This is a genomic window from Escherichia sp. KTE96 (assembly GCF_000408525.1).
Taxonomy (GTDB): domain Bacteria; phylum Pseudomonadota; class Gammaproteobacteria; order Enterobacterales; family Enterobacteriaceae; genus Escherichia; species Escherichia marmotae.
Genome location: NZ_KE137149.1, coordinates 1,298,549 through 1,311,269, shown reverse-complemented (window position 1 = coordinate 1,311,269; position 12,721 = coordinate 1,298,549). Strand labels below are relative to the sequence as shown.

Genomic DNA, 12,721 nt, shown 5'->3' with positions numbered 1-12,721 from the left:
AATAAGGCATGTGCCGCTAGTATCGCATGTTTCGACCTGCAAGAAAGTGCTCTTCGTATAAACCTGATTGATTTAGACGTCTGGATGCCTTAACATCCATTTCATTGACGGCTTTGACCGTATCAGGCAGTCGAAATGCCACGACTAACTTAATGACGATAATAAATAATCAATGATAAAACTTTCGAATATCACCAAAGTGTTCCACCAGGGCACCCGCACTATCCAGGCGTTAAACAACGTCAGTCTGCATGTGCCAGCCGGACAAATTTATGGCGTTATCGGTGCCTCTGGCGCGGGTAAGAGTACGCTTATCCGTTGTGTAAACCTGCTGGAGCGCCCAACCGAGGGTAGCGTTCTGGTCGATGGCCAGGAACTGACCACGCTGTCAGAATCCGAGTTGACCAAAGCGCGCCGTCATATTGGCATGATTTTCCAGCACTTTAACCTGCTCTCTTCGCGTACTGTTTTTGGTAACGTGGCACTGCCGCTGGAGCTGGACAACACGCCAAAAGAGGAGATCAAACGTCGCGTGACGGAATTACTGGCGCTGGTTGGTCTTGGCGACAAACATGATAGCTACCCGTCGAATCTTTCCGGTGGGCAGAAACAGCGTGTGGCGATTGCTCGCGCATTAGCCAGCAATCCCAAAGTGTTGCTGTGCGACGAGGCCACCAGCGCACTGGACCCGGCAACCACGCGTTCTATTCTCGAACTGCTGAAAGACATCAACCGCCGTCTGGGTTTGACGATTCTGTTAATCACCCACGAAATGGACGTTGTGAAGCGTATTTGTGATTGCGTGGCGGTTATCAGCAATGGTGAGTTGATCGAGCAAGACACAGTAAGTGAAGTGTTCTCGCATCCGAAAACGCCGCTGGCACAGAAATTTATTCAGTCGACCCTGCATCTGGATATCCCGGAAGATTATCAGGAACGTCTGCAAGCGGAGCCGTTCACTGATTGTGTCCCCATGCTGCGCCTGGAGTTTACCGGTCAGTCAGTAGATGCCCCGTTGCTTTCTGAAACCGCACGTCGTTTCAACGTTAATAACAACATTATTAGCGCGCAGATGGATTACGCCGGAGGCGTTAAGTTCGGCATCATGCTGACCGAAATGCACGGTACACAACAAGATACGCAAGCCGCCATTGCCTGGCTGCAAGAACACCATGTAAAAGTAGAGGTACTGGGTTATGTCTGAGCCGATGATGTGGTTGCTGGTTCGTGGCGTATGGGAAACGCTGGCAATGACCTTCGTATCCGGTTTTTTCGGTTTTGTGATTGGTCTGCCGGTTGGCGTCCTGCTTTATGTCACACGTCCGGGGCAAATTATTGCTAACGCGAAGTTGTATCGTACCGTATCTGCGATTGTGAACATTTTCCGTTCCATTCCGTTCATTATTTTACTGGTATGGATGATTCCGTTTACTCGCATTATTGTCGGCACATCGATTGGTTTGCAGGCGGCGATTGTTCCGCTGACAGTTGGCGCAGCACCGTTTATTGCCCGTATGGTCGAAAACGCCCTGCTGGAGATCCCAACCGGGTTGATTGAAGCCTCCCGCGCAATGGGTGCCACACCGATGCAGATCGTGCGCAAAGTGCTGTTACCAGAGGCGTTGCCGGGTCTGGTAAATGCCGCAACTATCACCCTGATTACTCTGGTCGGTTATTCCGCGATGGGTGGTGCAGTCGGAGCCGGTGGTTTGGGTCAGATTGGCTATCAATATGGTTACATCGGCTATAACGCAACGGTGATGAATACGGTGCTGGTATTGCTGGTCATTCTGGTTTATTTAATTCAGTTCGCAGGCGATCGCATCGTCCGGGCTGTCACTCGCAAGTAACGTTCAACACAACATAAATAATTGAAGAAGGAATAAGGTATGGCGTTCAAACTCAAAACCTTTGCGGCAGTGGGAGCCCTGATTGGATCACTGGCACTGGTAGGCTGCGGTCAGGATGAAAAAGATCCAAACCACATTAAAGTCGGCGTGATTGTCGGTGCCGAACAGCAAGTTGCAGAAGTCGCGCAGAAAGTTGCGAAAGACAAATATGGCCTGGACGTTGAGCTGGTCACCTTCAACGACTACGTGCTACCGAACGAAGCATTAAGCAAAGGCGATATCGACGCCAACGCCTTCCAGCACAAACCGTACCTCGATCAGCAACTGAAGGATCGTGGCTACAAACTGGTTGCAGTAGGCAATACTTTTGTTTATCCGATTGCCGGTTATTCCAAGAAAATCAAATCACTGGATGAACTACCCAATGAAGCACAGGTTGCCGTACCGAATGATCCGACTAACCTCGGCCGTTCACTGCTGCTGCTGCAAAAAGTGGGGTTGATCAAGCTGAAAGATGGCGTAGGTCTGCTGCCGACCGTGCTTGATGTGGTTGAGAATCCTAAAAATCTGAAAATTGTTGAGCTGGAAGCACCGCAATTGCCACGTTCCCTGGACGATGCACAGATTGCTCTGGCGGTTATCAACACCACCTATGCCAGCCAGATTGGCCTGACTCCGGCGAAAGACGGTATCTTCGTGGAAGACAAAGAGTCTCCTTACGTAAACCTGATCGTGACCCGTGAAGATAACAAAGACGCGGAAAACGTGAAGAAATTCGTCCAGGCTTATCAGTCTGATGAAGTTTATGAAGCGGCAAATAAAGTGTTTAACGGCGGTGCGGTTAAAGGCTGGTAATTTTTAGGCTGTTTCCACAATTTGTAATATCATTCAGGACGGGCGCTTGCCCGTCTTGTCATTTTTACAAGCGCCTGATTCAATATTGACGTTTTGATCATACATTGAGGAAATACTATGCGTGCTTTACCGATCTGTTTATTAGCACTCATGCTAAGCGGCTGTTCTATGTTAAGCAGATCCCCTGTCGAATCCGTTCAAAGCACTGCACCCCAGCCGAAAGCGGAGCCTGCAAAACCGAAAGCGCCGCGCGCCACGCCGGTCCGAATTTATACCAATGCTGAAGAATTAGTCGGCAAACCGTTCCGCGATCTCGGTGAAGTCAGTGGCGACTCTTGCCAGGCCTCTAATCAGGATTCTCCACCGAGCATCCCAACCGCACGTAAGCGGATGCAAATCAATGCCTCCAAAATGAAAGCCAATGCGGTATTACTGCATAGCTGTGAAGTCACCAGCGGTACGCCAGGCTGCTATCGTCAGGCTGTGTGCATCGGTTCAGCGCTTAACATTACGGCGAAATGAGCAGTTTCCAGTTTGAGCAAATAGGTGTTATTCGCTCACCCTATAAAGAAAAATTCGCCGTTCCGCGCCAGCCTGGGCTGGTAAAAAGCGCCAACGGAGAACTGCACCTTATTGCTCCTTACAACCAGGCCGATGCCGTACGCGGCCTGGAAGCGTTCAGCCATTTATGGATCCTTTTCGTCTTTCATCAAACGATGGAAGGTGGCTGGCGCCCGACTGTGCGTCCGCCTCGTCTCGGCGGTAACGCCAGAATGGGCGTTTTCGCCACGCGTTCTACTTTTCGCCCTAACCCGATTGGGATGTCACTGGTAGAGCTGAAAGAGGTTGTTTGCCATAAAGATAACGTGATTCTGAAGCTCGGCGGTCTGGATCTGGTCGATGGTACGCCGGTGGTGGATATAAAACCTTACCTCCCCTTTGCCGAATCGCTTCCCGATGCCAGCGCCAGCTATGCGCAAAGCGCGCCAGTAGCAGAGATGGCGGTGAGATTTACCGCAGACGTCGAAAAGCAACTTTTGACGCTGGAGAAGCGTTATCCGCAGTTAACGCTGTTTATCCGCGAAGTACTGGCGCAGGACCCGCGCCCGGCCTATCGTAAAGGTGAAGACACGGGTAAAACCTATGCCGTCTGGCTGCATGATTTTAACGTCCGCTGGCGAGTCACCGAGACTGGTTTTGAAGTCTTTGCGCTGGAAGCGCGTTAAATTCACGCCCTTCTCTTTTGACATTTCTTCTGCACTGGTAAACTAAATCACTTTTTTTGTCCCAGGCTCGCCTTGAGCCTGTTCTACCTTCCAACTGGAACCGTAACAACATGCGTACTAGCCAATACCTGCTCTCCACTCTCAAGGAGACACCTGCCGACGCCGAGGTGATCAGCCATCAACTGATGCTACGCGCCGGGATGATCCGCAAGCTGGCCTCCGGGTTATATACCTGGCTGCCGACCGGCGTGCGCGTTCTGAAAAAAGTCGAAAACATCGTGCGTGAAGAGATGAACAACGCCGGTGCGATCGAGGTGTCGATGCCAGTGGTTCAGCCAGCCGATCTGTGGCAAGAGAGTGGTCGTTGGGAACAGTACGGTCCGGAACTGCTGCGTTTTGTTGACCGTGGCGAGCGTCCGTTCGTACTCGGCCCAACTCATGAAGAAGTTATTACCGACCTGATTCGTAATGAGCTGAGTTCTTACAAACAGTTACCGCTGAACTTCTATCAGATCCAGACCAAGTTCCGTGATGAAGTTCGTCCACGTTTCGGCGTCATGCGTTCCCGCGAATTCCTGATGAAAGATGCTTACTCTTTCCACACTTCTCAGGAATCCTTGCAGGAAACCTACGATGCAATGTATGCGGCCTACAGCAAAATCTTCAGCCGTATGGGGCTGGATTTCCGCGCCGTACAGGCCGACACCGGTTCTATCGGCGGCAGCGCCTCTCACGAATTCCAGGTGCTGGCACAGAGCGGTGAAGACGATGTGGTCTTCTCCGACACCTCTGACTACGCAGCTAACATTGAACTGGCAGAAGCTATCGCGCCGAAAGAACCGCGCGCTGCTGCAACTCAGGAAATGACGCTGGTTGATACACCGAACGCGAAAACCATCGCTGAACTGGTTGAACAGTTCAATCTGCCGATTGAAAAAACCGTTAAAACACTGCTGGTTAAAGCCGTTGATGGCAGCAGCTTCCCGCTGGTTGCGCTGCTGGTGCGCGGTGACCACGAACTGAACGAAGTAAAAGCGGAGAAACTGCCGCAGGTTGCCAGCCCGCTGACTTTCGCAACCGAAGAAGAAATTCGTGCCGTCGTTAAAGCAGGCCCGGGTTCACTGGGTCCGGTAAACATGCCGATTCCGGTTGTAATTGACCGTACCGTTGCGGCGATGAGTGATTTTGCTGCCGGTGCTAACATCGACGGTAAACACTACTTTGGTATCAACTGGGATCGCGATGTCGCAACCCCGGAAGTTGCTGACATCCGTAACGTAGTGGCTGGCGATCCAAGCCCGGATGGTCAGGGTACGCTGCTGATCAAACGCGGTATCGAAGTCGGTCACATCTTCCAGTTGGGTACTAAGTATTCTGAAGCTCTGAAAGCCTCCGTACAGGGCGAAGATGGCCGCAACCAGATCCTGACTATGGGTTGCTACGGTATTGGGGTTACGCGTGTAGTGGCTGCGGCGATTGAGCAAAACTACGACGAGCGCGGCATCGTATGGCCTGACGCGATCGCACCGTTCCAGGTAGCTATTCTGCCGATGAACATGCACAAATCCTTCCGCGTACAAGAACTGGCCGAGAAACTTTACAGCGAACTGCGTGCGCAGGGAATCGAAGTCCTGCTGGATGACCGTAAAGAACGTCCGGGCGTGATGTTTGCCGATATGGAACTGATCGGTATTCCACACACTATCGTGCTGGGCGACCGTAACCTCGACAACGACGATATCGAATACAAATACCGTCGTAACGGCGAGAAGCAATTAATTAAGACCGGTGACATCGTCGATTATCTGGTGAAACAGATTAAAGGCTGATGCCAGAAAGGGTCCTGAATTTCAGGACCCTTTTTTACATGGATTGTATAAAATGAATAAACCAAAGGCGTACTGTCGTCTGCTTCTCCCTTGCTTTCTTTTACTTTCGGCCTGTACCGTTGATATTAGTCAGCCAGACTCATCAGCCACAGCGGTAGATGCCGAGGCGAAAACATGGGCAGTCAAATTCCAGCATCAAAGCTCTTTTACCGAACAATCAATAACTGAAATAACTGAATCTGACCTCAAGCCCGGCGATTTGCTGTTCTCCTCAAGCCTTGGGGTAACCTCATTCGGTATCCGCGTCTTCAGCACTTCCTCGGTGAGTCACGTTGCCATCTATTTAGGTGATAATAACGTCGCAGAAGCGACAGGCGCTGGCGTCCAGATTGTTTCCCTGAAAAAAGCCATGAAGCATAGTGATAAGCTTTTCGTCTTACGAGCCCCGGATCTTACCCCGCAACAAGCCACAGATATCACCGCGTTCGCCAACAAAATCAAAGATAGCGGGTATAACTATCGCGGCATTGTCGAATTTATTCCGTTTATGGTGACCCGCCAGATGTGCTCACTGAATCCTTTTTCCGCAGATTTCCGCCAACAGTGCGTCAGCGGCCTGGCGAAAGCGCAGTTAAGCAGTGTTGGCGAGGGGGACAAAAAATCGTGGTTTTGTTCGGAATTTGTCACGGATGCATTTGCCAAAGCCGAGCATCCGCTTACGCTGGCGCAGTCAGGTTGGATTAGTCCTGCCGATCTGATGCATATGCGTGCTGGCGATGTCTCTGCGTTTAGGCCAGAAGCACAGTTACAGTATGTTGGGCATCTGAAACCAGGGATTTATATCAAAACGGGTCGCTTCGTTGGACTGACCCGGTGATAAAAGCCAGTCTCAGAGTGTTTATGCCGGATGTGGATTAAACGTTTGATCACTCCTAAGGAATGGGGGTGTTTTGTAGGCATGATAAGACGCGCCAGCGTCGCATCAGGCGTTGTGCACAGAATGCCGGATGCGGTGTGAACATCTTATTCGACCTACAAAATCGTGCTAATTCAAAACATTGCAATCTACTCTGTAGGCCTGATAAGCGTAGCGCATCAGGCAATTTTGCATTTATTTCTGCCACAAGCAGGTTTACTGCCCCAAACTACTGCAATCCTGGTTCGGGAAAAATTTACCAGCCGTATCGGGCGCTAATACCTTAGTCGGTGCCCCGATATCCGGATTAGCCTCAAGCGTAAAGTGACCTTCTACTGACAGCAGCACCGGTTTTTCACTGCTGCCGCGAGCAGCCAGATAGCCTCGTTCCAGCTCTGCGTTATTTGCCACCGCGAATCGTTTTCCGGTCGCACAATCAGTAAAAGTTGCTGCGTCAGCCATATAAAAATACATGCCACGCATGGTCATCGGCGTCATGGGCAAGCTGGATTTTGCCGGTTCCAGTGTGTAGTTGAACTGCGATTCAATCGGATTACCTTCACGATCGAGCATCTCCAGCGCATCACCTTTTGCCCGATAATATGACTTTTCGCCTTTAGTATCGGTTAATACAAGTTTGTCTGCGGTTCTCGCCCATGTACCGTAGGAAGCAAAAGATGAAGGCTCTTCACGAGCGCCCAGATAGCGCTCATTCATTACCCAGGTTCCATCTTTTTCGAGAAACAAAGAGGTTTCGATCCCTTCACAATCAGCACACGGCAGCACACCACGCCAGCTTTGCGGCATCGGTTTCAGCTCGGCGGCCTGCGCTGGGGAAAGCATATCTACTTCGGCCCGATTATTACATCCCATTAGAGTAAAGAGACTGATTACAGTCATCGCTGCTACTATCGCTTTTCTCACCATCAATTCCTTCTTTTTATTCCCGACCGCTGCGCACTTTGCCACGCAACGCCTTCACGGTTGATTTTTGTGCTTTCGATACCAGCCTGCGCTCTTTCGATGCACGGGTAGGTCGCGTCGGTCGTCGGGATTTTTGTACCGTTGTTAATTCTTTAATCACTGCCACCAGTCGGGCCAGTGCCGCTTCGCGGTTCAGTTCCTGGCTGCGGTATTCCTGAGCCTTAATGACAATCACACCATCACTACTAATCAGGTGATGGCTGGCGGCGAGCAGGCGCTCTTTGTAATACTCTGGCAGGCTGGAGGCCCGAATGTCAAAACGCAGATGAATAGCCGTTGAGGTCTTATTGACATGCTGCCCGCCCGCCCCTTGAGCACGAATGGCGGTGATCTCAAGCTCGCCATCGGGGATAGCAACATGTCGGGAAATCACAATCATGACGGTTGTTGCCAGACAGTTAAGTTTACTTCCAGATTATTCTTATCATCCGATAACCAGATAATGCCGTCCTGAATCGTTGCCTGTAGTGTCATGGTGCGATCGGCAAAGGCACTCACTTTTGCCAGTTGCTCGTCGTCCAGATACCAGACGGAAAGATTGGCAAACTGCGCGCATTTGTTCTGATTTTGCTGCCACCAGATCTGCGCCGCCCGACTATTATAGGCAAACAGTGCCACTTCCGCGGCCTGGGTGCAGGCTTTCTTAATTCGCCGCTCGTCCGGCAGCCCCAGTTCAATCCACAAATCAATACCTAAATGATCATTACGCAGCCACGCTTCCGGCTCGTCATCGGCACACAAACCACGGGTAAATTGCAGACGTTCATCGGCATATTTCAGCCATGCCAGAAGGCGCAGCATCATGCGCTCCTGAGTTTCTGAAGGGTGGCGCGCCAGCGTCAGAGAGGCATCGAGAAACTGGTTGCGGTCAAGATCGGCCACATTAACCGTCGCTTTATAAATTGTCGCTTTAAGCGCCATAAGAAAACTCCTTTCGAATCAGGAGGCCATTGTAACGGAATACGTGCAGTTGCGGCGCTGATATTGCAGAAATGAGTGTGGTATAGTCACCTTGCGAAACAGGGTTTATCTTCGTAGGCTTAGACTTGCATCCACGGTTAAGTCAGAGTGCTGACAGGAGGGCATGTGGAAAAATATTGTGAGTTAATACGCAAGCGGTACGCGGAAATCGCCAGCGGAGACTTAGGATACGTTCCGGACGCGCTGGGCTGCGTTTTGAAAGTGCTGAATGAAATGGCTGCCGACGATGCCCTTTCAGAGGCTGTCAGGGAAAAAGCAGCATACGCTGCGGCAAACTTACTGGTGAGCGATTATGTCAATGAATGATACGTATCAACCTATCAATTGTGATGATTACGATAATCTTGAGCTCGCCTGCCAGCATCACCTGTTGCTGACGCTGGAGCTGAAAGATGGCGAAAAATTGCAGGGCAAAGCCAATGATTTAGTGTCCCGCAAAAATGTGGAATATCTGGTCGTCGATGTCGCTGGCGAAACCCGCGAGTTGCGCCTGGATAAAATTACCAGCTTTAGCCATCCGGAAATCGGTACGGTAGTGGTGAGTGAGTCCTGATTCACTTTTGCCGGATGCGACGCATAGCGCGTCTTATCCGGCTACGCTGAACTAACTATTTCTCTGCCAGAAAAAACTTACACCAGCCTCATCTTCAGCAAAGCCTTCACGTGTAACAAAAATTCCCGCTGCCGCAATCAACGTTTCGCCATAAAACAGCAGTGGCGTAGTATCACGCAGCCACGGCGGCACGCCCAGTTCCTGCCAGATTTTCTTTAACTTACGTCCACCGTTGCGCCCGACAATGTGCAGCAATCCCGACGCCTTAAAACGAACGCTAACCGCTTCGTCAGCACGCGGAGGACGAATATCTCCTCCCGCAGTAAACTGCACACTTCCCAGATCAGCCGGTAATTCCAGCGGCTGTTGCCACGCCAGCCACGGCACAATGGTTTCGCTTTGTCCGGCAACGGATTTAATCCACCACAGTTGCGACAGATAGCGACGGATTTCAAACGCGCCAAAGCGCAAACAGGGGGAAGCATCTTCCCGCGCCAGTGCAACTTCTTGCCAAATCCGTACCAGCGCATCGCGGGAAGGCATCGGCGCATTCAGCCCAGCCAGCCAGCGGCGGATAATCGCCGCGCGGCGGACATCGCTCATCGCCATCATTGGCGCAATCTGTAGCGTTCCCTGCGACGTTTGGCAGTGCGCTAAATCATCCGCCAGCAGTTCATCCAACAGGCTCTCTTGTTCAGCGCAAAGCGTGGCGCTGCGTGCCGTTGCTTCGGCAAAATGCGGCCAACGCTGCTGTAATAACGGCACCACGTGCAGGCGCAGGAAGTTACGATCGTAGCTATCGTCCTGATTACTTTCGTCTTCAATCCAGCGTAAGCCATGTTTATGTGCCCACTGCTCCAGCTCTCCACGTGTGCGAGTGAGCAACGGGCGGATAAGCCGGGTTCCGGCAAAATCAGATACTTCTCCCATAGCGGAAAGCCCGGCAGGGCCACTGCCACGTTTTAACGCCAGCAAAAAGGTTTCACATTGATCGTTAAGATGTTGTGCAGTGACCAGAACTTCTCCGGGTAACAGCGTTCGGGCAAATGCCTGATAACGCGCCTGCCGTGCCTGGGCCTCAATGCCTAACCCCTCTTGCGCAAGCTGCACGCGCTCAACCACCAGCGGCACCTGCCACTGCTGGCAGATATTTTCACAATGCACGACCCAGGCATCAGCATTAGCACTTAAACCGTGATGCACATGGATAGCGCGTAACGTGACGTCCGGATTTTCAGCCCGCCACTGCACCAGTTGATGCAGTAAAACGGTGGAGTCCAGTCCGCCACTAAAGGCCACCAGAATATGGCGTGAGGCGAGAAGTTGAGTATTCAGCGTGAGTGTCATGATAGTGCGAATCTACAATAGAGATGCCCGGCACGTTACCGGGCAAATGCGGCGATGACAAGCCTTACTGCTCATACAGTTCCAGTGGCAGCCCGTCAGGATCGTTAAAGAACGTAAAGCGTTTTTGCGTATACGGGTCGACACGTATCGCTTCACATTTCACATTATGGCTTTCAAGGTGCGCCACTGCCGTATCAATATCATCAACGCTAAATGCCAGATGGCGCAGGCCGCAGGCTTCCGGTCGGCTGGGGCGCTCCGGTGGGAATGGAAATGAGAAAAGCTCAATCACGTACTGCCCGTTAAGCGCCAAATCCCCTTTCCACGAATCACGCGCTTCGCGATAAACTTCGCTTTGCAGCGTGAAGCCGAGAATATCGCAGTAGAAGGCTTTGCTCACCGCATAATCCGTCGCAATAATCGCAATATGGTGAACCTGTTTTAAACCCAACATAGAATCTCCTGCATTGATATGATACGCACGTGCATCGCTATATATTGATAATACGCACAAATTACAGGAAAGATGAATCAGACATTTATACTCGTCATACTTTAAGTTGCATGTGCTGCGTCTGCGTTCGCTCACACCAGTCACTTACTTATATAAGCTCCTGGTGATTCACTCGCTTGTCGCCTTCCTGCAACTCGAATTATTTAGAGTATACTCTGATTTTAAAACAACATCTCAAACGCCTGTAATAGCGGTTGAGATGCGGTTTGGTGAAGCGCTTTGCGGGAGATTACTCTGCGCTATTCTTGCTAACACTCTCGGCAATGCGGCGCAAATATTCGTTATTCTTAAACGCTATCATAATTAATTCGAAAGTCATACGACAGCTTATAAGGCCAATGACGGTATAAGCTACCCCTAAGATAATGTTTCCGCTAAATATGGAGAAGACACCGCCTATCAGTGTCAGCACCATAGCCAGCCAGTAGAAAAACACCAGAACACGCGGCATAAGAAGATGATCGAATCCTAAAATTGCTTTCATATTTTATCCTTAAAAATTCTATGAGATTGATAAATTTATATTATTTTTGACCACTGTGTATATTTGTATATGCCTCCGAAATCGGAGTTATCAACATGAGTTCAAGAATTTTATGGCAGGGGAAAACGAAAGAAAGATTATCTAAATGTATTTATAATATGACTAAATAAACTACATAGAAAAAAAGGCCACCGAAGTGACCCTTTTCAGAAAATTTGCTGATTACGCGTAACCGTAGCTCATCAGTCGCTGATAACGACGATTTTTTAAATCTTCAGTGCTTAACACGTCGAGATCGGCCAGATCCGCCAGCAGTTGCGCTTTCAGAGACGCAGCCATCGCTTCCGGGTTACGGTGAGCGCCGCCCAGTGGTTCCGGGATGATGGAGTCAATCAGTTTCAGTTCTTTCAGACGCGGAGCGATGATGCCCATCGCTTCAGCCGCCAGCGGGGCCTTGTCTGCGCTCTTCCAGAGGATAGAGGCACAACCTTCCGGCGAGATAACGGAATAGGTGCTGTATTGCAGCATATTCACTTTATCGCCCACGCCAATGGCCAGCGCACCGCCAGAACCACCTTCACCGATAACCGTACAAACGACCGGTACGCCGAGGCGAGACATTTCACGCAGGTTACGCGCGATGGCTTCAGACTGACCACGTTCTTCTGCGCCCACACCCGGATAAGCCCCAGGGGTGTCGATAAAGGTGATGATTGGCATCTTAAAGCGTTCAGCCATTTGCATCAGACGCAGTGCTTTGCGGTAACCTTCTGGCGCTGGCATACCAAAGTTACGACGAATTTTCTCTTTGGTTTCACGGCCTTTCTGATGACCAATGATCATCACCGGACGACCGTCAAGACGGGCGATACCACCGACGATAGCTTTGTCATCTGCATACGCGCGGTCGCCTGCCAGTTCGTCAAATTCATCAAATGCCAGGCGAACGTAATCCAGGGTATAAGGGCGCTGTGGATGGCGTGCCAGTTGGGCAATCTGCCATGCACCGAGATCGGCGAAGATTTTACGCGTCAGTTCTACGCTTTTTTCACGCAGACGATGCACTTCTTCATCGATGTTAATATCCAGTTTCTCATCCTGGCGGCTAACCGCAGTCAGAGAATCGATTTTCGCTTCCAGCTCTGCAATCGGCTGTTCAAAATCAAGGAAATTCAGACTCAT

At 50.8% G+C, this 12,721-nt stretch carries 16 protein-coding genes; 9 read left to right on the top strand and 7 right to left on the bottom strand.

The annotated features are described in order from the left end of the window. The first annotated feature begins 172 nt into the window (after positions 1-172). From metN to A1WG_RS08300, 7 genes are all read left to right on the top strand, one after another. Positions 173-1,204 carry a methionine ABC transporter ATP-binding protein MetN gene (metN, locus tag A1WG_RS08270; protein WP_000593986.1) on the top strand — a complete coding sequence of 344 codons (1,032 nt, stop codon included), beginning with the start codon at positions 173-175 and terminating at the stop codon, positions 1,202-1,204. Beyond that, on the top strand, positions 1,197-1,850 hold the full coding sequence (locus A1WG_RS08275) for a methionine ABC transporter permease MetI (RefSeq protein WP_001517783.1): 654 nt from the start codon (positions 1,197-1,199) through the stop codon (positions 1,848-1,850). The genes metN and A1WG_RS08275 overlap by 8 nt, the downstream gene beginning before the upstream one ends. 39 nt (positions 1,851-1,889) lie before the next feature. Beyond that, the gene (gene metQ / locus A1WG_RS08280; RefSeq protein WP_000874673.1) at positions 1,890-2,705 is read left to right on the top strand and encodes a methionine ABC transporter substrate-binding lipoprotein MetQ; all 816 of its coding nucleotides are present in this window, start codon (positions 1,890-1,892) and stop codon (positions 2,703-2,705) included. Between the two features lie 117 nt (positions 2,706-2,822). Then, on the top strand, positions 2,823-3,227 hold the full coding sequence (rcsF, locus tag A1WG_RS08285; RefSeq protein WP_001202319.1) for an Rcs stress response system protein RcsF: 405 nt from the start codon (positions 2,823-2,825) through the stop codon (positions 3,225-3,227). Continuing rightward, the gene (gene tsaA / locus A1WG_RS08290) at positions 3,224-3,931 is read left to right on the top strand and encodes a tRNA (N6-threonylcarbamoyladenosine(37)-N6)-methyltransferase TrmO (RefSeq protein ID WP_000094002.1); all 708 of its coding nucleotides are present in this window, start codon (positions 3,224-3,226) and stop codon (positions 3,929-3,931) included. Before rcsF ends, tsaA begins: the two co-directional genes overlap by 4 nt. A gap of 110 nt (positions 3,932-4,041) precedes the next feature. Further along, the gene (gene proS, locus A1WG_RS08295; RefSeq protein WP_001517782.1) at positions 4,042-5,760 is read left to right on the top strand and encodes a proline--tRNA ligase; all 1,719 of its coding nucleotides are present in this window, start codon (positions 4,042-4,044) and stop codon (positions 5,758-5,760) included. A 52-nt stretch (positions 5,761-5,812) separates the two neighbouring features. Beyond that, on the top strand, positions 5,813-6,637 hold the full coding sequence (locus A1WG_RS08300) for a YaeF family permuted papain-like enzyme (protein WP_001517781.1): 825 nt from the start codon (positions 5,813-5,815) through the stop codon (positions 6,635-6,637). A gap of 255 nt (positions 6,638-6,892) precedes the next feature. On the opposite strand, the gene nlpE is transcribed toward A1WG_RS08300, so the two are convergent. Genes nlpE through A1WG_RS08315 form a run of 3 tightly spaced genes read right to left on the bottom strand, consistent with a single transcriptional unit; the run spans position 6,893 to position 8,581 of the window. Beyond that, complete coding sequence (gene nlpE / locus A1WG_RS08305) at positions 6,893-7,603, bottom strand: envelope stress response activation lipoprotein NlpE (RefSeq protein ID WP_000251764.1); 711 nt, start codon at positions 7,601-7,603, stop codon at positions 6,893-6,895. 13 nt (positions 7,604-7,616) lie between these two features. Beyond that, positions 7,617-8,039, bottom strand: a complete 423-nt coding sequence (arfB, locus tag A1WG_RS08310; RefSeq protein ID WP_000635552.1) for an alternative ribosome rescue aminoacyl-tRNA hydrolase ArfB — start codon at positions 8,037-8,039, stop codon at positions 7,617-7,619. Beyond that, positions 8,036-8,581, bottom strand: a complete 546-nt coding sequence (locus A1WG_RS08315; protein WP_001185278.1) for a YaeQ family protein — start codon at positions 8,579-8,581, stop codon at positions 8,036-8,038. The genes arfB and A1WG_RS08315 overlap by 4 nt, the downstream gene beginning before the upstream one ends. Before the next feature lie 165 nt (positions 8,582-8,746). On the opposite strand from A1WG_RS08315, the gene A1WG_RS08320 reads away from it, so the two are divergent. Next, a complete protein-coding gene (locus tag A1WG_RS08320; RefSeq protein WP_000417058.1) occupies positions 8,747-8,947 on the top strand; it encodes a YaeP family protein in 201 nt (66 codons plus the stop codon). Continuing rightward, complete coding sequence (rof, locus tag A1WG_RS08325) at positions 8,934-9,194, top strand: Rho-binding antiterminator (protein ID WP_001517780.1); 261 nt, start codon at positions 8,934-8,936, stop codon at positions 9,192-9,194. Before A1WG_RS08320 ends, rof begins: the two co-directional genes overlap by 14 nt. A gap of 51 nt (positions 9,195-9,245) precedes the next feature. Here the strand turns inward: rof and tilS are convergent, their stop codons facing one another. From tilS to accA, 4 genes are all read right to left on the bottom strand, one after another. After that, a complete protein-coding gene (gene tilS / locus A1WG_RS08330) occupies positions 9,246-10,541 on the bottom strand; it encodes a tRNA lysidine(34) synthetase TilS (RefSeq protein ID WP_001517779.1) in 1,296 nt (431 codons plus the stop codon). A gap of 64 nt (positions 10,542-10,605) precedes the next feature. Beyond that, positions 10,606-10,995, bottom strand: coding sequence for a VOC family protein (locus tag A1WG_RS08335; RefSeq protein ID WP_000901101.1), 390 nt, complete (start codon positions 10,993-10,995; stop codon positions 10,606-10,608). Positions 10,996-11,284: 289 nt separating this feature from the next. After that, on the bottom strand, positions 11,285-11,539 hold the full coding sequence (locus A1WG_RS08340; protein ID WP_000644312.1) for a DUF4282 domain-containing protein: 255 nt from the start codon (positions 11,537-11,539) through the stop codon (positions 11,285-11,287). 222 nt (positions 11,540-11,761) lie between these two features. Beyond that, positions 11,762-12,721 carry an acetyl-CoA carboxylase carboxyl transferase subunit alpha gene (gene accA, locus A1WG_RS08345; RefSeq protein ID WP_000055741.1) on the bottom strand — a complete coding sequence of 320 codons (960 nt, stop codon included), beginning with the start codon at positions 12,719-12,721 and terminating at the stop codon, positions 11,762-11,764.